Origin of the sequence: Flavobacterium difficile (assembly GCF_011392115.1) — a bacterium.
GTDB classification, from domain to species: domain Bacteria; phylum Bacteroidota; class Bacteroidia; order Flavobacteriales; family Flavobacteriaceae; genus Flavobacterium; species Flavobacterium difficile.
In genome coordinates this window covers 498,542-523,384 of record NZ_JAAJBT010000001.1, presented here as the reverse complement: position 1 = coordinate 523,384, position 24,843 = coordinate 498,542, and the positions used below count along the sequence as shown (strand labels likewise).

The window sequence follows — 24,843 nt, the reverse complement described above, 5'->3', positions numbered from 1 at the left end:
ATTAATTAAGTATTTTTATTAATTACCTATTTTATCGAACTGAAATACAATTTCAGCCGTATTACTTCCAACCGCAGCTTTGTCAATTAATTGAAAAGAAGTTTCTGTTTGATTGGCTACCTTTAAAACATAACCACTTGTTGTATGTTTTGCCTTAATACCTTCACTTAAAAACTTCATAACAAAATTTCCATCTTTATTAACATACCAAGTAATTTTACTTTCGAAAGTCGCACAATTCGCTTTATTTAAAACTACTTCACCGGTATTATTATTAGACACTAATGTCCACATACTTTCCTCAAAACATTTTGCATCAGCAATGTTAAAAGAAGTAACCTTAAAAACATCTGAACCTACATATTTCACTGAAGAAACTAACCAATCACCTTTCATTAATCTTTCCGTTTTGTTATCTAACTTTGTATTAGCAACAGTTTGCTTAGGTTTACATCCTAATGCAAAAACGGACAGTACAATAATTAACATTGTTTTTTTCATAGTTTTTTAATTTAAAATTTATACCGCAAAGTTATTGAATTTTATTACAAAATAGCGCTTTAAATGTTTTTAATCCAAAACAGACAATTTGTCACTTTTTACAATTTGGTACTTATTTTGAATACTTTTTAATGTAATTTTAAAACATAAATACTATGACATCAGGAAAAATTAATGTTTCGGTTGAAAACATATTTCCCCTAATCAAGAAGTTTCTATATAGTGACCATGAAATTTTCTTGAGAGAATTAATTTCTAATGGAACCGATGCCACCTTAAAATTAAAACATTTAACAAGCATTGGTGAAGCCAAAACAGAATATGGCAACCCTATAATTGAAATTAAAATAGACAAAGAAGGGAAAAAACTTCACATTATCGATCAAGGAATTGGTATGACTTCAGACGAAGTGGAAAAATATATCAATCAACTGGCGTTTTCTGGAGCCGAAGAATTTTTAAACAAATATGAAGAATCTGCAAAAGATTCTGGAATTATTGGTCATTTTGGTTTAGGATTTTATTCTGCTTTTATGGTTGCTTCTAAAGTAGAGATTTTTACCAAATCTTTCAAAGACGAACCAGCAGCACATTGGACTTGCGATGGTAGTCCAGAATTCACCTTAGAACCTCATGATAAAACAGATAGAGGAACTGAAATTGTATTACACATAGCAGAAGATTCTCTAGAGTTTTTAGAAGAATTTAAAATCCGTGAATTACTTACGAAATACAATAAATTTATGCCAATTCCGATTAAATTCGGAACAAAAAAAGAGGCATTACCTAAACCTGAAGATGCAGGGGACGATTACAAACCTGAATATATAGATGTAGATAATTTTATCAACAATCCAAATCCGGCTTGGACCAAACAACCTTCTGAATTAAAAGACGAAGATTATAAAAGTTTTTACAGAGAATTATACCCAACTCAATTTGAAGAGCCTTTATTTAATATTCACTTAAATGTAGATTATCCGTTTAACTTAACCGGTATTTTATATTTCCCTAAATTAGGATCCGATTTACAAATTCAGAAAGACAAAATTCAATTGTACCAAAATCAGGTTTTTGTAACGGATAATGTTGAAGGAATTGTACCTGAATTTTTATTAATGTTAAAAGGAGTTGTAGATTCTCCGGACATTCCATTAAACGTATCGCGTTCTGGTTTACAAGCGGATAGTAATGTGAAGAAAATTTCAAATTACATTACTCGTAAAGTGGCGGATAAATTAAAAGCCTTATTTAACGAAAACCGTGAAGATTTCGAAGCTAAATGGAATGACATTAAAATTGTATTAGAATACGGAATGCTTTCAGAACCGAAATTTTATGAAAAAGCAGGCGATTTCGTTTTATATCCAACAACAGAAAACAAACATTATACTTTAGCCGAATTAAAAGAAGCTACTAAAGATTTACAAACCGATAAAGACGGCAAATTAGTCATCTTATATGCGTCTAATAAAGAAACACAACACAGTTATATCGATATTGCTAAAGCAAAAGGTTATGAAGTGTTATTGTTAGATTCCCCAATTGTATCTCATTTAATTCAGAAATTAGAAGCGGATAATGAGAATTTAACTTTTGCTCGTGTAGATGCCGATCCTATCGATAAATTAATAAATAAAGAAGAAATTCAAATTTCGAAATTATCAGATACTGAAAAAGAAACATTGAAAACGTCATTAGAAGCAGTAATTCCTAAAGCGTATTCGGTACAATTAGAATCGTTAGATAGCGATGCGACACCATTTATCATTACCCAACCGGAATTCATGCGCCGTATGAAAGAAATGAGTCAAAGCAGTGGTGGCGGCATGTTCGGAATGGGTAATATGCCTGAAATGTATAATTTAGTGGTAAATGCCAATTCGGAATTAGCCACTTCTATTTTACAAGCTAAAGATGATGCTCAAAAAGAATTAGTAAAAAACGCGTTAGATTTAGCTAAATTATCTCAAGGTTTATTAAAAGGTGAAGAATTAACCGCTTTTGTAAAAAGAAGTTTTGAAACATTAAAATAAAGCTTTTATCATTCTGAATTTATTTCAGAATCACAATTTAATCCTGCAAGAATTTAAAACTCATGCAGGATTTTTTTATATTTGAAAGAAAAATGACAACCAAACCACTACTCTATTTTAAAAACGACTCGGAATGGCGAGCATGGCTACATGAAAATCACAGTTTGCATACAGCAGTTGAATTGGTATTTCATAAAGTTTCCAGTGAAACGGAAAGCATGCGCTGGGAAGAAGCGGTAAAAGTTGCCATTTGTTATGGCTGGATCGATTCAACAGTGCGTAAAATTGATGAACATAGCAGAAAACAAACCTTTACACCAAGAAAAGACAAAAGCGTTTGGAGTAAAGTCAATAAAGACTATATCGAAGAGTTAATCGCTCAAAATTTAATGTATGAAAGTGGTTTAAAAAAAATTGAAACTGCCAAACAAAACGGTTCTTGGGAAAGTTTAGATGCGGTTGAAAACTTAGAAATCCCGGAAGACTTACAAGCAGCTTTTCAACAAAAACCAAATGCTTTTGAAAATTACAACAACTTCAGTAAAAGCTATAAAAAAAGCTATTTGTATTGGCTAAATCAAGCTAAAAGAGAAGAAACCAGACAAAATAGAATTTCAGAAATCATTTCGCTTTGCGAGAATAATATAAAATCGAGATAAATGAAACAATTTTTTTTTCATTTATTAAAAATTATAGTACCAATTGTGCTTTTCTTTTTGGTCTTAGAAATTGCTATCCGAAAGATTCCAAATGATTATCAATTAAAAAAAGAGTATTTAAACCAAAACAAAAACAAAATCAACACATTAATTTTAGGAAGTTCGCATACTTTTTATGGTTTAAATCCTACGTATTTTTCGAAAAACACATTTAATGCGGCTTATGTTTCGCAAACTTTAGATCTAGATTTAGAAATTTTAAAAACCCAGCAACCAAAACTTAAAAATCTAAAAACTATTATAGTTCCGATTTCTTACTTCAGTCTTTTTGAAACTTTAGAAACTGATGTTGAAAAATGGCGAGTTAAAAACTATGTATTATATTATGGTTTCGAAAACAAATATAGATTTACCGATAATTTTGAAACCTTAAATAACGACGTTTCATTGCATTTTAAAAAAGCCATAAAACATTATGTTTTAAAAAAATCTTACCTAACCTCATCAAATTTGGGTTTTGGAATTCGCTTTAAAACAGAAAATAAAAAAGAATTTAAAGGGAAATTCACCGCTAAAAAACATACGGTTAAAAACTTTTCACTTTATAAAAAGAATTTAAACGCGTTATGCGAAATGATAGCAATTTGTCGAAAAAACAACATAAAAATACTATTCATCACCACACCAACACATCGCTCTTATTACAATAACTTAAGTACGATTCAGTTAGAAAAAACAATGCGAACCATTTCGTATCTTGTAAAAAAGAACAGTAACTGCTCGTACTTCAATTTCTTACAATCGAATTTATTTACTAACGAAGACTTTTACGATGCCGATCATTTGAATGAAGCCGGAGCAGCAAAACTATCTGAGTATTTAAACCAAAAAATTAATTCCCAATAACTGTTCCGCCTTCTTCTTTTTTATCTTCTTTCAATATGTTTTGCTCTATTTTTGCCGCTTTATTTTTAGTTGGTAATTTGTAATTAAGGGTAAATCCGAATTTTCGAGTATCGTTTTTATTGTATGATAATAAAGGTTCGTTTACTGGTCTAAAATAACTTCTATTCATATTAAAAATATCATCTCCAAAAATGGTAAGTGTCAATTGATCGTTTAAGAATTTTTTACTGAAGGTTACATCAATATAATTATTAAAAGGTTTATCGGCTACAAAATAAAAATAATTTCCACCTGATGTAATCGTACCAAATTCGGTAATAAATTTTATTTCTTTTGGCAAAACGATTTGCGACATCAAGTTAAAATTCCAAAAACCTTTGGTTTCTAAATTCGGAATTTGATGCAATTGATATCCTGTATATAAGTATAAAAAGTTAATTTTATCTGGATTAAAATCGAACTTCATTGTTTCTTTTAAACCTTTTGTAAAAAGCATGTAAGGCAAAGGCAATGCAAAATTGAAGTTATGAATTTTAACTTCTGAAACATTAAAGTTACTATTTTGAACAACATTGCCATTTAATCGCACCTGTTGTACTACTTGATTGGTAGCATTACTTAAATTATAACCAATATAAGCATAATCAAAAGCGCTAATTTTAACTTCAAAATTATCAAAAATAGTAGGTTGTAAATTCGGATTTCCAACTGTATTAATGTTTTGATTTTGATAAGTGGTATTGTTCGGATTTAAAGCCGATGTGGAAGGCAATGTAATTTTTTTGTTGTAATTGACATTCAAGAAAATTTGAGAGGTAACATTGTATTGAATGGTTGCATTTGGAAACCATCTTAATTGATCGAAAGGAATTAAGTCTGTAGTATTCGTTTTTCCTCCAATTTCATATTTTTCTGCACGAGAACCTAAAATAAAATCGAACTTATTGTATTTGGCTTGAAATTCTAAATAAGTGGCTGCTGTAACTCGTTCGTACTCTAAATTTTTCGTGTTGAAATTTTCCGCTTCAAAAAGTAATTTCTCATACAAAGCTCCAAAACTAACTTTTCCTTCATCTAATATTTTTAACCCTTGTGAATAATCAAACTTTCCGTTATAATAGTTTTGATTGGAATAGTTGTCTAAAACTGTATTGCCTAAAACGTTCGAAAACAAATTGAAATCATTTTTATTGTTGTTATAATTAAAAACAAAATCTAATTTTTGACTTTTATCATCAAATCTTTTCTGATAAGTAATCGTTGCATCTTGTCTTGTATTATGCGACTTTCCTAAATCTAATGTTGTAAATCCTAATCCAAAACCATCTGTTTCGCTATTACTATTCGCTTTATTTACATCATAATTTAATAATAATCTATCTTTTTTTAAATCGATGGTAATCCCCGATTTTAAAAATTGTGTTCTGTTGATACGATCACTTTCTGTTTTAGACAAAATGGTTTGATTACTAGTATTTAAAAACTCGGACCAAACTGCATTTTCTCTGTAATTCTGACCAAAATTTAATTGCCAACCGAAATATTTATTTTTTGCGTTTAACAAAACACTGTTGTAAGTTCTGTATCGCGTTTTATCATAAGTATTAAAAGCGGAACTACTAGTGTAAGTGGCACTTAAATACTTTTTTGCGTTTTTATTAGTTATAATATTCAAAATGGCACCACCAGAAGTAGCGGGAAATTCTGCGCCCGGTTGAGTAATTACTTCAATTCGTTCTACAGAGTTTGCGGGCATGCCTTCTAAGAAAGAATTCAATTCATTACTTGAAATATTTAACGGTCTACCATCTAAAAACACATCTAACTGTTTGCCCTGATACATCATACCAGCTACATCAGATGCAATCAAACCTGGCAATTGTTTGATCGTTTCCATTAAAGTTCCCGAATTTAAATTCGGTTGATCTGCAATATTAAAAATCGTTCGATCTGGCTTCTGCTCTATCGCTTTTTTCTGTTTTACAATTTTAACTTCTTCGATTTGAGCTTCTTTTAATCCGTCTTCTTTTTTAACTTTTGTAGTGTCTTGAGCCAATACAACCGATGTAAAACCAACAGTTATCAGTAAACTTTTTAAGATAATTTTCATTATTTTGTTTTTAGTATGATGCAAATATGATACACTTTTTTCAATTGTAAGGATCAAATTATAGATTGAGACACTTAAAAAAGTCACATAATTTTTATAATTAGTAATAAAAAACTCAAAAAAGTTACATTCTTTTTTCAGTTAAATAGAGTACCTTTAATGTTTAGTACCAAATACAACTAACAACAAGTAAATATGAATTTATCTATAGAAACACCAGCTTTATTGTTTTCTGCCACATCATTAATTTTATTGGCTTATACCAATCGTTTTTTAACCATTGCCCAAATTGTTCGAAGTTTGAAGAAAAACTACGATCAAGATCATAACAAATCGATTTTAATTGAAATAAAAAACCTAAATCAACGAATTACTTTAATCAGATACATGCAACTTTTTGGAGTTTTGTGTTTGTTTTTATCCGTTTTTGCTATGTTTCTTCTCTTTCTTAATTACGAAACTATTGGTATTTACGTTTTTGGAGTAAGTTTACTATCGTTACTAATTTCACTTGGCATTTCATTTTGGGAAATTAGTATTTCTGTAAATGCCCTTCGAATTCATTTAAAAGATTTAATGGAAGAAAAGTAAACCCAATTAAACCTTTATCTTTTTTTTTCGTCCAATATTAAACTTAAAGAAATAATTATGAAAAATTTAATCTCATTCATTGCATTATTTTTTATTGGATTACAAGTTTCTTTTTCACAAACTGATAAAGATTCTACTACAAGTAATGCAGACAATTTTAACTTAGAAGGTGCTTTGGCCATGTTTAAACAAGCTAATTCACTAGAAGAATTTGAAAAATTAATTAATTTAGAAAGTAATTCGGTTCATAATTTAGACTTGAACAATGATGAAAAAGCGGATTATATTTCGGTAAATTCTATTCAAGATTCCGATTCCCATGTTATTATCTTACAAGTTTGGTTAAACGCAACTGAAAAACAAGATATCGCTACAATTGGTATTGAAAAAACAGGAAATGAAAAAGCAGATCTTCAAATTATTGGTGATGAAAGTATTTTTGGCGAAGAAGCCATTGTAGAACCTTTCGAACTTACTGAAAATATAGAAAAAGGTAAAGGACCAGCTTATGCTGAAATTAATATAAACACAACAACGGTAAACGTTTGGTTTTGGCCTTGCGTTAGATGGGTTTATGCGCCAAATTACAGACTGTATACTTCGCCATTTAGATGGAATGCTTATCCGATTTGGTGGAAACCGTGGCGTCCAATAAATGTTGCCTTATTTAGCTCTAGAGGTTTAGCTTATAAAAGTAATTTCCATAGAACCTATACTGTTCGTGTGGTAAAAGCAAGAAAAATTTATGTTCCTAGAAGAAGTCAAACTACACTTATAGTCAAAAATAAAAGAGGTACAACCGTTATTCGTAAAGGAAAAAGAGGAAAAACAACTGTAATAAAAAGAAACAGAAGAAGATAAAATTGTGCTATATATTTTAATTTCAAACCTAACAATTTGTTGAGTTTTCTATTTCATAAAGATTCAACCTTTTCTTAATTCTACCGTCTAATTTATTAGTAATTTGGAAAGCTATGAAAAATTCAAACCTATGGTCGTTACGCTTAGGATTCTCAGGAAAACAAGCCCTTGAAATTGAAAAAAAAGGAATCGAAGTATTTCTGAAAAAATCGATTCAAGCAGCTTATGATTCTAAAATGCCGTCGTTTTTGGAAGATGATCCGAAATCGATAAATGAATTAAAAGCGGTTAGACAGCAAATTAAAACTGCCACATCCGAAGAACAAAAACAAATAATTAGAAAACAATTTCTTTCGAGTTTAGAACTCAAATCTTGGTGGCTAGAAAAAATGATGGTTGCAGAGTTTCCTTTACGAGAAAAGATGGTTTGTTTTTGGCACAATCATTTTGTTTCCACTGTTCAAAAAGTAAGAGTAAATTATTGGATTTATCAGCACAATCAAATCCTTCGAGAAAACGCATTTGGGAATTATAAAGAATTGACTAAAAAAATTCTAAAAACCAATGCGATGGTTCGGTATTTAGATAATGTAGATAATAAAAAAGGAAAAATAAACGAAAATTTAAGTCGAGAACTCTTAGAGCTTTTCACATTAGGAATTGGAAATTATACCGAAACCGATATTAAAAATGGAGCAAAAGCATTAGCAGGATTAGGATTAGGAGAAACTGAAGCACAATATCGAAAGTTTTTTGAAGATTCAGAAGAAATCACCTATCTAGGAAAAAAAGGAAAATTTAAAGTAGATGACTTAGTAGATATAATTTTCGAACAAAAAGCCATTCCGTATCTAATTACTAAAAAGATATTAAAATGGTTTATTTACGATGCTCCAAATGAAGAATTAGTGGTTTATTATGGCGATTACTTTAGAAGTGTTAATTTTGAAATAGAACCCTTACTTTTAAAAATTTTTACCGAAGAATTCTCTAAAAACAATGCTGGAAGTAAAATTAAAGATCCTTTAGTTTATATTTTACAACTTATTGATGAACTAAAAATTAAAGAAGTTAAGTCAACAATTATAGCCTTATTTTTAAATCAACAAGGTATGGATTTAATGAATCAACCGAATGTAAAAGGTTGGGATGGCGGAAATAATTGGTTAAGTTCTCAATTGTATTTGCAAAGAAATAATGCATCCGATTTTTTATGTAATGGTAGAATGTTAAATCGAAGTGTCCTAAAAGGAAACGATATTGACAACTTAACTACTATTAAAAACATTAAAGTAGGTATCGATTTCAAAAAAGGCAGCAATAAACAAATTATTTCAGAATTAACAAATAGGCTGCTATTTCAAACATCTGAAGAGTTGCAAAACGATATGGAGCAACTGCTAAAATACGATTTCGATGCTGAGAATGAAAACGCTGAAAAAGCTGTAATTCGTTTATTTAATTACATTACTAAAACACCAGAATATCAATTAATTTAAAATGGTATGAATAGAAGAAATTTTTTATCGTTAACAGGAACATTTACAGGTGGTTTGTTAGTTTTGCCAGAATTTTTACACGCATTTGGACAAAGCAACTCCATAATAACTGGTGAAGAATGTGTAGTTTTTATTCAACTGAATGGTGGAAATGACGGATTAAATACATTTATCCCTTTTGAAGATCCTTTGTATTACGATTTGCGTCCGAAAATTGCTTTAGCTAAAAATGATGTTATTGGAAAAAACAAAGGAATGGCATTCCATCCTGCATTAAAAGATTTTGCGACCATACAACAAAATGGACATTTATCTGTAATTCAAAATGTTGGTTATCCGGAACCCAATCGTTCTCATTTTAGAAGTCAGGAAATTTGGCAAACAGCCTCAGATGCAAACAACTATTTGAATGAAGGTTGGTTAGGCAGGTATTTAGATTTACAATGTAAAACACACAATCCAATTGCTGGAATAAATTTAGACACGATAGACAACTTAGCTTTAAAAGGAAAAGAACCTAATTTTATAACGGTTAAAGATTTGAACAAATTCAAATCGAATTCCGAAACCGAAAAGGTAAAAGTTTCTAACAATCCACATTTAGACTTTGTTAGAAAAATTGCGAACTCGGTTTCAGAAGGTGCTACAGAAATTCAAAAAGCGCTGGGCAACTCTAAATCAGAAATCAGCTATCCAAAAACAAGTTTGGGAAAAAATTTAGAATGGATGGCGCGATTAATTAAAGGAAATTTAAATTCAAAAGTATATTACACTTCCTTAAATGGATTTGATACGCATGACAATCAACTAGCCATTCATAAAAATAAATTATCGGAATTAAACGATGCAATTTTTAGCTTTTATTCCGAATTAAAACAAGCGAAAATATTACAAAATGTAACTATTGTCGTTTTTTCTGAATTTGGTAGACGCGTTAAAGACAATGGTAATGGAACCGATCACGGAACCGCTGCACCACTATTTATAATTGGTGGAAACAATAAAGGTCAGCTAATTGGTAAAAATCCGAATTTATCAGATTTAGATAATGGCGATTTAAAACACTCCATTGATTTTCGTAGTGTTTACGCTTCTATTTTAGAAGAAAAATTAAAAATAGAGGCCAAACAAATTGGCATTTTAAACAAAAAATTAGAGGGTGTTTTTTAAATTATCCTAATGCCTTGTTTAAGGCAATATACAATTTATCAATTTCGAAAGGCTTCCATAACACACCATTAAAATAGGTAATACTATCTTGTTCTGCTTCTGTTAAAGTATCTGCAGTGAGTGCTAAAATGGGAGTTTTCGAGTTGAAATTCTCTGTAGTTTTTATAATTTTAGTAGCTTCATATCCGTTCATTTCAGGCATGTGAATATCCATTAAAATAAAATCATATTTTTTTGCTTTTACAGCTTCTACAGCAAGTTTACCGTTTTCTACATGATCAACAATAATACCCCATTTTTGTAATAACTTTTTCATTAACATGGCATTAATTGCAGTGTCTTCAACCAATAAAATTTCTTTATTTATTAATTTTGTATAATCATGAAAAACAACTGGAGTTTTCAATTCAGTTCGTTCTAATTTTAGTTTAAAATAAAAAGTAGAACCTACACCAATTTGACTTTTCACTTTAATTTCACTTTTAACTAATTCTAATATTTTCTTTACAATGGCTAAGCCTAAACCTGTTCCGCCTTGTTTTCTTGTTAAAACTGGCTTTATTTGAGAAAAACTAACAAAAATTTCTTTTAAATTTTCTTCTTTAATTCCTTCACCAGTATCAATTACTTCAAACAAAACGTAATCGAATTTTTCGTAAGATTTTAAAATCGTAATAGTTACTTTAACGCTACCTTTATCTGTAAACTTTATAGCATTACTAATTAAATTATTTAAAATTTGAGTGTATTTAGTTTCATCTAATAAATAATTTATTTTGGGATCAATTTCAATATTTAAAATCAAAGAAATTCCTTTATCAACAGCCACTTTGTTATATACATTAACAATATTTGTGGTTATTTTTTCTAGGGAAACAGGCGTTAAAGTTAACTTCTCTTTTTTAGAATCTAATTTCGAAAAATTCAAAACATCATTAACAATATTAATTAAATTATTGGATGCGAATTTTAAATTCTCAATTAAAGACTGACCTTCTTCTGAAACTTGTTCTTTTAATAGTGGAATAATCGTAGTAATTGCATTTAGAGGCGTACGAATTTCGTGACTCATTACAGACAAAAAATCCTGACGAGCGCGCATGGCATTTAATTCGTCATCATTTTTTTTATTTAAAATTTCTTGACGTTCTTTTTCTAATTCTGCGTCTTGTTCTAACTTTTTCATCTTTAACAATAAGTCGTAATTCTCGATCACATTTATAGTCTGAGAATTTAAAACCGCAGCTTTTTCTCCATCAAAAAGTTCTAAGTATTTAAGTGCTAATTCAGAATTATTAAGTCTTTTATAAATTAAATAAAACAACTTATACAACTTAATATTAATCATAGTTATATTCTGAAACTTGGCAATTTTTATACCTTCATTGGCATAAAACAAAGCGTTATCAAGATCATCATAGTTGTAATACAGTTGTCCCATTTTATTACAAACCATAGAAACCCCCATTACATCGCCCATTTCTTTATGAATCTCTAATGCTTTTTGAAAAAAATAGAGTGCATTTTCAAAATCGTTTAATTTTAAATATACTTTACCTTTTCCATAATAAGCGAAGGCAGAGCCTCTTACATCTTTAGATTCCGTTTTTAGTGCAATAGATTTTTCAATTAAATCCATTGCATATTTATATTTTTTAGATTTAAGTAATAAACCAGATAAATTATTGTAAACGTTAGATTCTAGGTTGGTATCATGTATTTGTTTAGCATTTTTTATTGCTCTTTTATAAAAACTGAAAGCATTCACATCGTCACCAATATATTCATAGATGGTTCCTATAGATTTTTCAGCTCTTGATTGATTAAAAAAATCATCGTATTTTTTATAAATTTTTAAGGCGTCTACAAAATAAATTAAACCTAAATGATAGTTATTGGTTTTATAATGAACTCCTGCAATAGTATATTTAACATGAGCAATACCCATTTCATCTTTTAAGGCTTCAAAATAAACCAAAGCTTCATTAGAATACGCAATAGATTTCTCAATTTTACCAGTAATCATGTAGTACAAGGAAAGTTGACTCAAACATTTCGCAACCAATGGTAAAAAATTTTCTTTTCTACTTAATTGTAATGCTTTTTCTCCTAAATCTATACTTTTTGCTAAATTATTTATTCTAACTTCATGAGCATGCAGCAATAATTCTTCAATAGATTTCTCCAATTCAGATGTAGCCATTTTTTTATAAAAATTTTAGGTAGAAACAAAAATAACATTTTATTTAATTAAAAAGATAAAAGCTATACAAAATCATTAAAAATCCTATCTTTGTCGGCTTTTTAAAAAATGAGAAATGAGAAATGAAATATTAAAAGGAGTTTTTTTAGTTGCTTTAGGAGCAACAAGTTACGGTATGCTAGCTACTTTTGTAAAATTAGCATATAAAGATGGATTTAGTACTGCAGAAGTAACTTCATCACAGTTTATTTATGGAATTTTAGGTGTTTTACTTATTAATTTATTTCAGAAATTCAATAATAAAGAAAAAGCAATTCAGGCAAGTGCCAAAAACATCTCGCAATTAATGATCGCAGGAACTTCTTTAGGAATGACAAGTGTATTTTATTATTTGTGTGTCAGATACATTGATGTCTCTATTGCTATTGTTTTACTAATGCAAACCGTTTGGATGGGGGTTTTATTAGAATGGTATTTAGATAAAAAATTACCCTCTTCGCAGAAAATTATTTCTGTGGTTATTGTGCTTTTTGGTACATTCTTGGCGACTAAATTATATGAATTTGATGTAAAGTTAGATTGGAGAGGTATCTTCTGGGGGATTTTAGCCGCAGCATCATTTACCACAACAATGTTTACAGCCAATAAAGTCGCTTTAGGAATTTCTTCTGCACAACGAAGTTTATATATGTTGTTAGGTGGTGCAGTAATTGTTTTTACCTTTTCAGCTTTTACTCAAAATGGCGCATTAAATTTTGATATTTTTAAAAATTACGGCTTATTTTTAGCTCTTTTTGGAACTATAATTCCACCGATGCTTTTAAATGCAGGATTTCCAAAAACGGGATTAGGTTTAGGAAGCATTGTAGCATCATTAGAATTACCCGTTTCGGTACTTATGGCGTTTTTAATTTTAAAAGAAGAAGTGGTAATTTGGCAATGGTTTGGTATTTTATTAATTATCCTTGCAATTGTGATTATGAATATCAACTTTTCTAAAAAGAAAATATAATTTTAAAAATATCTGATAAATAATAAATAAATTAGCGGTGAATCTTTCATCGCTTTTTTTATGCTTAATTTATTCTCCAAAGAACCAATAGTTCTTAACTTACCAGATGCCGATTTTATCTATTATCCGAATTTCATCTCAAAAGAAAAAGCAGATTTATTTTTTGATACTCTAAAAAAAGAAACACCTTGGCAACATGATGAAATTACTATTTTCGGAAAAAAGATTTTACAACCCCGATTAACCGCTTTATATGGAAATGAAGGAAAATCTTACGGGTATTCAAATATTGTAATGCATCCACATCCTTTTACTAGTGCGCTAACTTTTTTAAAAGAAGAAATAGAAAATGAAATTCAAGAAAATTTCACAACGGTATTGCTCAACTTGTATCGTAACGAAAAAGACAGCAATGGTTGGCATGCCGACAATGAAAAAGAATTAGGAAGAGATCCAGTTATCGCCTCTTTAAGTTTCGGAGAAGAACGCAATTTTCAAATTAAACACAATACTAAAAAAGAGGTAAAACAATCTTTGATTTTACAACATGGCAGTTTATTAGTTATGAAAAATGGCGCTCAAATTAATTACAAACATCAAATTCCAAAAGCAACAAAACCTAAAAACCCAAGAATCAACTTAACTTTTAGAAAAATTATTTGAAAAAAAAGATAGATTTTTTATTAGAAAATATTTTTTTTTATTAATATTGGTACTTCATTTGATACTAAATAATTATAACTATTAAATTATGCTTTTCACTAATGAGAAAAAGTAAAAAGATTGAACTAAATTACGAGGAAACAGAACGTGTAATTAGTATGGCTCAAGAGGAAAAAAAACCTTTTGAAGTAATTAAAGAAGAATTTGGCATTACGGAAAGTGAAGTAACCGAAATTATGCGAAAAAAACTTTCTAAAGATAATTTTGAATTATGGAAAAAGAAAGTGGCGGCAGGAAAACCCAAACCAAAAGTCTTTAAAACCAATAATTTAGATGATGATATTGATGATTTAGATAGTAAATACTATTTTAAAAATAAGTTAGATTAAAAGTTATCCGTCAAGTTGTAGAACTTAGACGGATTTTTTTTTGTAACAAAATTTAAAAAAAGCTACTTATCAAATAAAAAACCCAAATAAATGAAAAAAATAATCATAACCTTAAGTGCTGCATTATTTTTAATGAGTTGTAAAACTGCTCAATTAAATAACAAATCTGTTGAACCGATAAACAATGTAGCCGTTAGTATAGATTTGGTTAATGTTATAGACGACAAAGTAAAAGTTACAATAACCAACCCTAAAATTACGACTGAAACTACCACTTTTAATATTCCTAAAATTGTTCCCGGAACCTATTCTGAAGATAACTATGGTAGATTTGTTGATAATGTTAAAGCTTTTGACGCAAAAGGTAACACTCTGAAAATTGCGAAAATGGATGAGAATTCCTATACAATTTATGAAGCTAAAAAACTTGCAAAAGTAACTTATAATGTTAGTGACACATACGACACAGAAGGTGGAGCAGGCTTTGGAGAAAGTGAAGATATTTTCTCTCCAGCAGGAACTAACATCAAAGCAGGTGAAAACTTTATGTTAAATACCCATGCATTTATTGGTTATTTTGAAGGAAAATCTGAAATCCCTTACACCGTTGAAATCAAACATCCAGCAACATTGTGGGGTGCTACTTCATTAGTAGACACTAATCCGAGTAATGAAATTGATGTTTTTACTGCTTCAAGATACGGAGAATTAGTTGACAATCCGATAATGTACTCTAAACCAGACTACACAGAATTTAATGTAGAAGGAATGGATATTGTTATTAGTGTATATTCGCCAACTGGAAAATTTAAGGCCGCAGATATTACTCCAGAGACAGAAAAATTTATGCGTGCTCAAAAAAAATTCTTAGGTAAATTTAATGCCAATAAAAAATATACTGTTTTATTGTATTTATCAGATTTGAAAGCTAAAGATGCAAAAGGTTTCGGCGCTTTAGAACACATGACATCTACAACAGTTGTTATGCCAGAAATGATGGAATTAGAACAACTTCAGGAACAATTAAAAGATGTGGTTTCTCACGAATTTTTTCATATCGTTACACCGTTAAGTGTTCACTCCAGAGAAATTCATTATTTTGATTTTAATTCGCCACAAATGTCGGAGCATTTATGGATGTATGAAGGAATTACTGAATATTTCGCTAACTTGTTTCAAATTAATCAAGGTTTAATTTCTGAGGAAGACTTTTACAAAAGAATGGCCGACAAAATAGAAGAAGCCAACAACATGAATGATAAAATGAGTTTTACAAAAATGAGTAAAAACGTTTTAGAACAACCTTATAAAGACCAGTACTTAAATGTATATCAAAAAGGTGCATTAATTGCTATGTGTATCGATATCCAATTAAGAGAACTAAGTAACGGACAAAAAGGAATTTTAAACTTAATGCAAGATTTGTCTAATGAATTTGGAAGCAACAAACCATTTAATGATGCTGAATTATTCGATAGAATTACGAAATTAACGTATCCAGAAATTGGAAACTTTTTAAACACTTATGTAGCTGGAGATACTCCAATACCTTACGATTTCTATTTTGCTAAAATGGGCGTTTCAAAAAGTAAAACTTTTGTTACTGGAAATCCGTTTATAAAAGACGGTAGAATTCCTTTAATCACTGTAGATCAAAGTACAAAACAAATTAAAGCTTTGGCTGATGTGAGCAACAACGTATTCATGACAAGTTTAGGCATTCAAGGAAACGATGTATTAAAAGCCATTAACGACAAAGAATACAACTTAGACAATATTTACGATTTAATAATGTTAAGTGAATCTTGGAAAGATGGAGATGCCATTACTGTAACAGTAACCAGAAATGGAAAAGACGAAGTTTTAAAAGGTAAAATTAACTTACCAAAAGAAGAAAAATCAGGTTTTGCTGCTACTGACTCATCAAAAGAAGCGATTAAAAATGCCTGGTTGAAAGGATAAATAATTTAATAAAAATACAATATTAAATCCTCAAATTTTAATTAGTTTGAGGATTTTTTTATTTCTTTGCAATTCTTAATTCAGAAAAATGAAAAAAATATTTATCGTTATAATTTTTGCAGCTATAGCCTCATGTAGTAAATCGAACAATAAAACTGGAAATGTCGAATTATCAGGAAATGTTGAAGGTTTAAAAAAAGGAAAACTCTACATACAACAACTTAAAGACACGGCTTTAGTCACTTTAGATAGCATTTCAATTTCTGGTGAATCTTCTTTCGAAACAAAATTTCAAATAGACGAACCACAAATGCTATATCTTTTTTTAGACCGAGGTACAACAGAATCTATTGACAATAGTATTCACTTTTTCGCAGAACCTGGGAAAATGAAAATTGAAACTACTTTACAAGGTTTTTATTCAAATGCGAAAATTACTGGTTCAGAAAATCATAAAATTTACGAAAAATTTCTAAAAATTAAATCGAAACTAAATGATGAAAAATTAGATTTAATTGAAAAAGAATTAAAAAACGAAACTTTAAAAAACAAAGCAGTAACAGATGAAATAAACACGAAAAAAGAAAAATTAACCGTAAGAAAGTATTTATATACGGCACAGTTTGCCTTGGTGAATCCGAAATATGAAGTAGCGCCATACATTGCTTTAACAGAAATTGCAGATGCTAATTTAAAAATATTAGATACTATTAATAAAACGTTAAGTCCGAAAGCAGCAAAATCTAGATACGGAAAAGAACTGTCTAAATGGATTAAAGAAAGAAAAGCAAACGAAGAAAATTAATACACAATTTATCAATCTGAACTTATTTCAGATTCTTAACTATTAAAAAAAATCCAATTTTTGAGATTCTGATACAACTTCAGAATGACAGATTTTGGATTTTTTTATCACTCAACTCATGAAACTAATTCTGGATAACACATTCGAAAAAAATAATTACACCAGCTTATCTTTAGAAACTGGCGAATACGATTCTTGCGTTTTCGAAGCCTGTATTTTCAGTAAAACCAATCTTTCTAAAAGTACTTTTATAAACTGTGAATTTATAAATTGCAACTTTGAATCGCCGCTATTAAGTTCGACTTCATTTAAAGAAGTTGCATTTAAAGAATGTACTTTGATTGGAATGCAATTTGAATATTGCAATGATTTTCTTTTTGAAGTTTCATTCGACAATTGTGTTTTACAAGTTTGTTCTTTTTTTAAAATGAACTTGAAAAATTCGAAATTCAACAATTCAAAAATTATAGATGTTGATTTTACTAGCTGCAACTTATATGCTGTAATATTTGATTCTTGCGATTTATCAAAATCTATTTTTGCAAATACGAACTTAGAAAAAACCGATTTTTCAACTGCTTTATATTTTTCAATAGATCCTGAAAACAATAAATTAGCTAAAACAAAATTTTCAAATGATAATTTAAGCGGACTTTTAAAAAAATATGATTTAGATATTATTTAATTTCTAATCTTGAAATTAAAGGAAAATGGTCGCTATTATGAAATTCATTTAAAGTCTCAAAACTCTTTACTAGAATGGTTTTATCTACAAAAATATAGTCAATTCGTGCTGGATAATATTTAAATCTATACGTTTCTCCAAAACCTGAACCATTGGTTTCAAAAGTATCTTGCATCGGCCCTTTAATGGTTCTGTAAACGTATGAAAAAGCACTATTATTCATGTCGCCGCAAATAATTTTTTTAAACTTACATTGACTGTAATGTTGTTTTAATAGTAAAGCTTGTTCTTGCTGTTTCTTAAAAGCATTACTAATTTTTCTGAAAATGTACTTTGTTTTAGATTCATCCATTTTCTGAATTTCTTCATCATCAATATCTGTACTTATTTTAATAGATTGTAAGTGCATACTGTATACACGCAACGTATCAGTATCTTTTATAATATCTGCAAAAACGGCATTATTGGTAGAATTAGGAAAATTAATTACTCCTTTATCTATAATTTTGTACTTAGAAAAAATGGCATTACCAACAATTATGTTTTTTCCTTCTTTAAAAATTTGCTTGTATTTGTAAACAGAAAATTTAGTTTTTTCTAAATCGGAATATTCTTGAACACATAAAATATCTGGATTTTTATCTTCTACTAGCTTGGCAATTTGAGCAGGAATATTGGCTTTCTGATCCCATTTAAACTTATTAAACAAGCGAACATTATAACTCATAATTGTAAAATCGCTTGTAGCTTTTGGCAATTCTGTAGGTTGTAAATTATAAAATTTATTGATGAACGTAATTCCTAACAACAATACTAATCCGGAAACGAAAATGTATTTTTTTAATTGAATCAACCAATATATAAAAAACAACAAATTAAGAACCAAAAAGAGTGGTAAAAACAAAGTCAAAACACTTAAAAAAGGAAACCATTTCGGAGCCAAAAAAGGCAATAAATAAGCTATTAATGTAGCAATTACAAGCACTACATTAAAAAACAACATGGTTTTAGAAATAAATGATAAGCCTTTAAACACCTTTTATTTATTTGCTGCAAAAAGGAATTCTTTTTCCTCTTTTGTTAAACTGTCATAACCCGATTTACTTATTTTTTCTAAAATTTCGTCAATTTGTCTTTGTTGGAAATTTACATCCGAGACACGCACCGACTGGTATTTTTTTACCGGTTTGTTTTTATAAACTTTTTTAAATGTAGTGTTTTTTCTCTTTTTAAAAAGAAAAACCTCACTTAAATCAATTCCTTTTTTCATTAATATAGCAAAAATAAACCCAGCAATACTTCCTGATAAATGTGCGATATGTCCGCCTGTATTTTCTGTTAACAATTGAGAAACATCTATAAAAACATATAAAGCTGCTAAGTGCCAAATTTTTACATAACCAATTAAAGGCAAACGAATGTTATAATTTGGAGCATAAGTAGCAACTGCCATAAATATTGCCATAATTGAAGCACTTGCACCCACAATTAAGTTATCATAATTGAAGAAAAAACCATAGGCTACAAAAACCAATCCTGCGAAAAAACTTCCTAAAAAGTATACGGTTAGAAATTGTCTAGTATTAAAAAAGGTATAAAACAAAATACTGATGTAATACAAAAAAATCAGATTGAAAATTAAATGTATAATTTCGGAATGTAAAAATCCGTAAGTTAATAACGTCCATGGAAACCATATCACATCTTCATAATTAGAAGATAAAGCCAACCAACTTGGATATTGAAATTGATTAGAAGCAAAACTAAAAATGAAAGCAGACAAAATGAAAACCAAGATATTAATAAAAATTAATTTCTGAGAAACGTCTCCACTCTTATAGTGCTGTTTTATATCGTTAAATAAATTCATTTATTTCTAGTTGTTTTTATAATACCTGTTTTTATAATATTAATTCCAACGCGTATGTTTAAACTTATTATTTCGCCACAATAACATTAATATAAATCCTGTTAATGCGCCACCAACATGTGCAAAATGACCAACATTACCTCCTGCCGAAAACAAACCTGAAAAAAGTCCTATTACCACAATAATTGACACATAATATTTTGCTTTTATAGGAAAAGGAATAAACAACATCATGAATTCTACATTTGGAAACATAAAAGCAAAAGCTACCATCAAACCAAAAATTGCTCCTGATGCACCAACTGCTCTTGTATATCCTTTTGAAATTACATTCAAAAATGCTTGAGAATCAAAATTAGGATCCGTAATTTTATTAAATAGATTTGGATGAGCATCTATTAAAGGCTGTAAATAAACAGAATCTCCATCAACAATATTAGTCTTTAGTAATTTAGAAATATCTGCATCGGTAAAAACACCATTAGTTAGAACCTCAATACCATGATGAATTTCATAGTACTCAATTCCCATATTAAATAAAGAAGCTCCTAAACCACATACTATGTAAAAAAATAAAAACTTTTTGCCGCCCCAATAATGCTCTAGAGCAGAACCAAAAGTAACTAGAGCAAACATATTGAATAAAATATGCATAAATCCTGATTCCGTATCTAAACCAGCATGCATAAACATATGGGTAAAAGGTTGCCAAAATCTGAAATTTGCATTTTCGAAGTAATATTCAGAAAGTGTAATATAATTTTGAGGCATTACTTGACTCAAAATAAAAACAATCACGTTAATTATTAATAGTTGCTTTACAACTGGTGTCATATTGTTGAACATACTTAAAATCTTTTATCTAAATCTTCTGTGGTTAATGTAATAAATATAGGTTTATGAAAAGGGGAAACATTTGGATCTTTACACGCAAACAAACCATTCACGATGTTTTCTAATTCAATAGTATTCAAATATTTACCCGATTTCACTGCAACACTTTTTGCCATGAACTTAGAGATACTATCACTTAATGAAAAACTATCTTCTGGTAAATTTTCTTGCAAGTTATAAATTAAATCGTGTAAAATAGCATTGACTTCTGTATCAGCAATTTGCGAGGGTAAACCTGAGATAATCACCTCATCAAATCCCATCTTTTCAAAAGCAAAACCGATACCTTCTAGATTAGGTTGAATTTCCTTCAAATACATCATCTCTTCCCTAGAAAATTGAATTTCTAAAGGAAATAGTAATTGCTGACTACTAGCTTGTTGAACCGTTATATTGGTTAAAAACTGCTCGTACAAAATACGTTGATGGGCTCTGTTTTGATGAATGACTAACAAACCAGATTTCATACTTTTAATAATGTATTTTCTATTGAATTGGTACATTAAAGTCTGAGTTTCAACTGTTGTTTCATCAAAAAGTTTACTGGCCACTACTTCATTTTCAAAATTAGCGGTTGAAACTTCAAAAGTATCTTGCTTTAAATCGGTATACAAACTTTCCCAATGTGGCTGAGACACTGAACTTTTAGCATATGAAACTGATGAACTAGTATATTTTTTGGTTTCTGTTTCAGTAGCAAATGGATTATACGAGCTGTCAACTTGAATAACTGGAGTATCTAATGTTTTATCTTTATAATCGTACGGTACATCAAGAGTTGCATCTCTTTCAAAGTCTAAAACTGGTGCCACATTAAACATGCCTAAACTGTGTTTTACTGAAGAACGTAAAATGGCATACAACGCTTGTTCGTCATCAAACTTTACTTCCGTTTTGGTAGGATGAATATTAATATCAATAGTGTGTGGCGGCACTTCTAAGTATAAAAAATAACTAGGTTGATTATTGTCTTTCAGTAATCCTTCATAGGCATTCATAATCGCATGATGCAAAAACGGGCTTCTGATGAATCGGTTATTCACTAAAAAAAATTGTTCTGATCTGTTTTTCTTGGCAAATTCTGGTTTTCCTACGAAGCCGCTAATTTTTAATATTTCGGTTTCTTCTGCCACTGGCACTAATTTTTCATTAGTTTTACCTCCAAAAATATTTACAATGCGTTGACGGTAATTGGAACTCGGTAAATTAAAGACTTCACTTCCATTGCTAATCATTGTAAAACTAATATTCGGATGTGCCAAAGCCACACGTTCAAATTCGTCTATAATGTGTTTCAATTCTACATTATCTGATTTTAAAAAATTGCGACGTGCAGGAATATTGAAAAATAAATTTTTAACTAAAAATGAAGTTCCTTTAGGTAAAACCGCTACCTCTTGAGTAATTAATTTACTGCCTTCTATGATTAAGTGTATTCCTAACTCTTCTTGATCTTGTTTGGTTTTTAGCTCTACATGAGCGACAGCAGCAATAGAAGCTAATGCTTCACCACGAAACCCTTTAGTATGTAGTGCAAATAAATCTTCAGCGTGACGAATTTTTGAAGTAGCATGGCGTTCAAAACACAAACGTGCATCGGTAACGTTCATTCCTAAACCATTATCAATAACCTGAATTAGTGTTTTTCCAGCATCTTTTACAATTAATTTAATTTCAGTGGCTTTCGCATCAACAGCATTTTCAACCAATTCTTTTACGACAGAAGCAGGTCGTTGAACGACTTCTCCTGCTGCAATTTGATTGGCAACATGATCAGGTAATAATTGTATAATTCCAGACATTAATCTGATGTATTTTATGTTAAGTTAAACTACAAATTTATGAAATTTATAACTGGTTTTTGTGGTGAAAAAAACAGAAATTTATAAAAGTTAGTAACAATAATCACTTTTTTAATATAATTTCTTTCCTATCGAAAGTGAGTATATTTTCGTTTTGTAATTCGTTAATTAAGACATTCAAAGTAGGTCGAGACAACCCAATTAATGAAGCTATATCTTTTTGAGTGTAAGGATGCCTGATCACTTTATCGCCTGTTATTGCATTGGTAAATCCGTAATCGTCTGCTAATTCTTTTATAAATTCTAACAAACGTGTTTTGGCATCTTTAAACAACATAATTTGCAAACGGCGTTCCAATTTTTTAAATCGGTAACCTATGAATTTGTATATTTTTAAACTAAACTCGTTGTTTCTTCGAAGCATTTCATACATCACATCCAATTTAATCACACAAATTGAAGTATCACTATCTAATGCTTGCGCAAATTCGTTGCGCTTTTCTTCACCTAAAATAGCTTTTTCGCCAAAAATTTGTCCTTTTACTAAAATAGCTGTAACAATTTCTTCTCCGTCTTCAGTAGTATATCCTACTTTAACTTTTCCTTGATTAATTAAAAATACTTTATTAGCAGCATCTTCTTCAAAATAAACATAATCGCCTTTTTTCAAAAAACTGAAGTTGTGTTCTTTGGCAAAATCTTTAAATCGGTGTGGACAAAGAATTTGAAAAACATCAATATTATCGAAAAACCAAATAGAATTATTCATAAAACTGCTTTTCATCAAATATAAAAAAAACTCTCAAGCGATTGAGAGTTTTATAATTTTATTATGAAAGTTATTTAAAACTTCTTATTTAAGTCTATCATTTTAATAGCTGCGATAGCTGCTTCGATACCTTTATTTCCATGCTTTCCTCCACTTCTATCGATAGATTGTTGCATCGTATTGTCTGTTAACACACAAAAAATAGTTGGAATATCATACAGTAAATTTAAATCTTTCATGCCTTGTGTCACACCTTCGCAGACAAATTCAAAATGCATGGTTTCACCTTTAATTACACAACCAATAACAATTACTGCGTCTAATTCTAATTTTTCATGCATTTGACGTGCACCAAAAATCAATTCGAAACTTCCAGGCACATTCCAACGATTTATGTTTTCTGGTAAAGCACCACAATCTGTTAAAGCGGTAACTACACCATTATATAAACCTTCCGTTACATTATCATTCCATTCTGAAACAACAATCCCAAACCGAAAATCTTTCGCGTTTGGGATTGTGTTTTTATCATACTGAGATAAATTTTTATTCTCTGTTGCCATTATTTTTCTAATGAAGCAATTAAAACATCAACTGTACTTCCTTCTTGAGAAGTTTCGTATTTTTCTTTAATCGTTTTTAAATATCCTAAAGCTTCATCGTTTTTCTTTAACAAAATAGCAATGTTAGCCGCTTTCATTAAAAATCTTGGAGTTGAGAAATCATTATCTTCTAAATTAGCAGCTTCAACATATAAACTTAATGCTTCTTCATTGTTATTTAATTCAGAATTTGCATCACCTTTAGCACCAATAGCAAGCGCTAATAAGTTTTTTTCTGTAGTTGAAAAATTATCTAAATGCTCAATTGCTTTTTTGAAATCTTTTAAATGTAAGCAAGCCATACCCGCAGAGTATTCTGCTAAATTAGCAGCTTTAGTTCCAGAATATTCAGAAATAATTCCTTCAAATCCTAATTTACCTTCACCACCTTTTAAAGACAATTTGAATAAAGAATCTTGCTTTTCAGTAGCATCAACAGCTTGCTGAAAATACAATTGAGCTTGATTCATTTCTTTAAAAGCTTCTTCTTGCTTTGGAGTAGCAATGTATTTATCGAATAAAATATAGCCCAAAGTCGCAATAGCTACAGTTGCAATAACACCTAAAATTGCTTTTTGGTTTCTTATTACCCAATCTTCTGTTTTGTTTGCGGTTTCATCTAATGTATTAAAAACACCAGCAGTTGTGCTTTCGTTTTCGTTTACATTAATTTCTTCTACAGTTGTATCAAATGCAGGATCTTTTTCTACTTCAGGTTTTGGTGATTTATAACCTCTTTTATTATATGTTGCCATTTAACTAAAATTTTATTAGAGGTGCAAAAATATACTTTTTATTTAAATTTAAAAGTTCTTTTATTTATATTTTTAAAAATTGAGCTTACATTTGTACTC

At 29.5% G+C, this 24,843-nt stretch carries 23 protein-coding genes; 13 read left to right on the top strand and 10 right to left on the bottom strand.

The features are described from left to right. Window positions 1-18: 18 nt before the first annotated feature. Entirely contained in the window at window positions 19-501 is a 483-nt protein-coding gene (locus G4D72_RS02245) for a lipocalin family protein (RefSeq protein ID WP_166075960.1), read from the bottom strand. 155 nt (window positions 502-656) lie between these two features. Between G4D72_RS02245 and htpG the strand changes: the two genes are divergently transcribed. From htpG to G4D72_RS02230, 3 genes are all read left to right on the top strand, one after another. After that, window positions 657-2,537: a molecular chaperone HtpG gene (gene htpG, locus G4D72_RS02240; protein WP_166075959.1), complete on the top strand. Its 1,881-nt coding sequence runs from the start codon at window positions 657-659 to the stop codon at window positions 2,535-2,537. Window positions 2,538-2,629: 92 nt separating this feature from the next. Then, window positions 2,630-3,196, top strand: a complete 567-nt coding sequence (locus tag G4D72_RS02235; RefSeq protein WP_166075957.1) for a YdeI/OmpD-associated family protein — start codon at window positions 2,630-2,632, stop codon at window positions 3,194-3,196. Continuing rightward, window positions 3,197-4,102: a D-alanyl-lipoteichoic acid biosynthesis protein DltD gene (locus tag G4D72_RS02230; protein WP_166075956.1), complete on the top strand. Its 906-nt coding sequence runs from the start codon at window positions 3,197-3,199 to the stop codon at window positions 4,100-4,102. Here the strand turns inward: G4D72_RS02230 and G4D72_RS02225 are convergent. Continuing rightward, window positions 4,089-6,212 carry a TonB-dependent receptor domain-containing protein gene (locus tag G4D72_RS02225; RefSeq protein ID WP_166075955.1) on the bottom strand — a complete coding sequence of 708 codons (2,124 nt, stop codon included), beginning with the start codon at window positions 6,210-6,212 and terminating at the stop codon, window positions 4,089-4,091. The genes G4D72_RS02230 and G4D72_RS02225 overlap by 14 nt on opposite strands. Before the next feature lie 195 nt (window positions 6,213-6,407). Between G4D72_RS02225 and G4D72_RS02220 the strand changes: the two genes are divergently transcribed. From G4D72_RS02220 to G4D72_RS02205, 4 genes are all read left to right on the top strand, one after another. Then, a complete protein-coding gene (locus G4D72_RS02220; RefSeq protein ID WP_166075954.1) occupies window positions 6,408-6,803 on the top strand; it encodes a DUF2721 domain-containing protein in 396 nt (131 codons plus the stop codon). 57 nt (window positions 6,804-6,860) lie between these two features. Next, the gene (locus tag G4D72_RS02215; RefSeq protein ID WP_166075953.1) at window positions 6,861-7,664 is read left to right on the top strand and encodes a hypothetical protein; all 804 of its coding nucleotides are present in this window, start codon (window positions 6,861-6,863) and stop codon (window positions 7,662-7,664) included. A 113-nt stretch (window positions 7,665-7,777) separates the two neighbouring features. Beyond that, window positions 7,778-9,163: a DUF1800 domain-containing protein gene (locus G4D72_RS02210; RefSeq protein WP_166075952.1), complete on the top strand. Its 1,386-nt coding sequence runs from the start codon at window positions 7,778-7,780 to the stop codon at window positions 9,161-9,163. A gap of 6 nt (window positions 9,164-9,169) precedes the next feature. Continuing rightward, a complete protein-coding gene (locus tag G4D72_RS02205) occupies window positions 9,170-10,333 on the top strand; it encodes a DUF1501 domain-containing protein (protein ID WP_166075951.1) in 1,164 nt (387 codons plus the stop codon). 1 nt (window position 10,334) lies between these two features. Here the strand turns inward: G4D72_RS02205 and G4D72_RS02200 are convergent, their stop codons facing one another. Continuing rightward, on the bottom strand, window positions 10,335-12,536 hold the full coding sequence (locus G4D72_RS02200; RefSeq protein ID WP_166075950.1) for an ATP-binding protein: 2,202 nt from the start codon (window positions 12,534-12,536) through the stop codon (window positions 10,335-10,337). 115 nt (window positions 12,537-12,651) lie between these two features. On the opposite strand from G4D72_RS02200, the gene G4D72_RS02195 reads away from it, so the two are divergent. From G4D72_RS02195 to G4D72_RS02170, 6 genes are all read left to right on the top strand, one after another. Continuing rightward, window positions 12,652-13,548 carry an EamA family transporter gene (locus G4D72_RS02195; RefSeq protein ID WP_166075949.1) on the top strand — a complete coding sequence of 299 codons (897 nt, stop codon included), beginning with the start codon at window positions 12,652-12,654 and terminating at the stop codon, window positions 13,546-13,548. Between the two features lie 60 nt (window positions 13,549-13,608). Continuing rightward, window positions 13,609-14,211 carry an alpha-ketoglutarate-dependent dioxygenase AlkB family protein gene (locus G4D72_RS02190; protein WP_166075948.1) on the top strand — a complete coding sequence of 201 codons (603 nt, stop codon included), beginning with the start codon at window positions 13,609-13,611 and terminating at the stop codon, window positions 14,209-14,211. 101 nt (window positions 14,212-14,312) lie between these two features. Continuing rightward, window positions 14,313-14,600: a TIGR03643 family protein gene (locus G4D72_RS02185; RefSeq protein WP_166075947.1), complete on the top strand. Its 288-nt coding sequence runs from the start codon at window positions 14,313-14,315 to the stop codon at window positions 14,598-14,600. A 90-nt stretch (window positions 14,601-14,690) separates the two neighbouring features. Beyond that, window positions 14,691-16,562, top strand: coding sequence for a M61 family metallopeptidase (locus G4D72_RS02180; protein WP_166075946.1), 1,872 nt, complete (start codon window positions 14,691-14,693; stop codon window positions 16,560-16,562). Window positions 16,563-16,650: 88 nt separating this feature from the next. Continuing rightward, window positions 16,651-17,367 carry a DUF4369 domain-containing protein gene (locus G4D72_RS02175; RefSeq protein WP_166075945.1) on the top strand — a complete coding sequence of 239 codons (717 nt, stop codon included), beginning with the start codon at window positions 16,651-16,653 and terminating at the stop codon, window positions 17,365-17,367. A 118-nt stretch (window positions 17,368-17,485) separates the two neighbouring features. Beyond that, entirely contained in the window at window positions 17,486-18,052 is a 567-nt protein-coding gene (locus tag G4D72_RS02170; protein ID WP_166075944.1) for a pentapeptide repeat-containing protein, read from the top strand. Here the strand turns inward: G4D72_RS02170 and G4D72_RS02165 are convergent. The 7 genes from G4D72_RS02165 to G4D72_RS02135 all read right to left on the bottom strand — a co-directional run bounded on the left by G4D72_RS02165 (window position 18,045) and on the right by G4D72_RS02135 (window position 24,744). After that, window positions 18,045-19,055 (bottom strand): endonuclease/exonuclease/phosphatase family protein, encoded by a 1,011-nt coding sequence (locus G4D72_RS02165; RefSeq protein ID WP_166076090.1) that lies wholly within the window; start codon window positions 19,053-19,055, stop codon window positions 18,045-18,047. The genes G4D72_RS02170 and G4D72_RS02165 overlap by 8 nt on opposite strands. A gap of 36 nt (window positions 19,056-19,091) precedes the next feature. After that, window positions 19,092-19,922 carry a rhomboid family intramembrane serine protease gene (locus tag G4D72_RS02160; protein ID WP_166075943.1) on the bottom strand — a complete coding sequence of 277 codons (831 nt, stop codon included), beginning with the start codon at window positions 19,920-19,922 and terminating at the stop codon, window positions 19,092-19,094. Between the two features lie 39 nt (window positions 19,923-19,961). Beyond that, entirely contained in the window at window positions 19,962-20,756 is a 795-nt protein-coding gene (locus G4D72_RS02155) for a rhomboid family intramembrane serine protease (RefSeq protein WP_235922424.1), read from the bottom strand. Window positions 20,757-20,770: 14 nt separating this feature from the next. Next, entirely contained in the window at window positions 20,771-22,618 is a 1,848-nt protein-coding gene (gene mutL, locus G4D72_RS02150; RefSeq protein WP_166075941.1) for a DNA mismatch repair endonuclease MutL, read from the bottom strand. A gap of 103 nt (window positions 22,619-22,721) precedes the next feature. Further along, window positions 22,722-23,387, bottom strand: a complete 666-nt coding sequence (locus G4D72_RS02145) for a Crp/Fnr family transcriptional regulator (protein ID WP_166075940.1) — start codon at window positions 23,385-23,387, stop codon at window positions 22,722-22,724. Between the two features lie 74 nt (window positions 23,388-23,461). Then, window positions 23,462-23,950, bottom strand: coding sequence for a 6,7-dimethyl-8-ribityllumazine synthase (gene ribH, locus G4D72_RS02140; RefSeq protein WP_166075939.1), 489 nt, complete (start codon window positions 23,948-23,950; stop codon window positions 23,462-23,464). After that, complete coding sequence (locus G4D72_RS02135) at window positions 23,950-24,744, bottom strand: tetratricopeptide repeat protein (RefSeq protein ID WP_166075938.1); 795 nt, start codon at window positions 24,742-24,744, stop codon at window positions 23,950-23,952. The genes ribH and G4D72_RS02135 overlap by 1 nt, the downstream gene beginning before the upstream one ends. Between the last annotated feature and the right edge of the window lie 99 nt (window positions 24,745-24,843).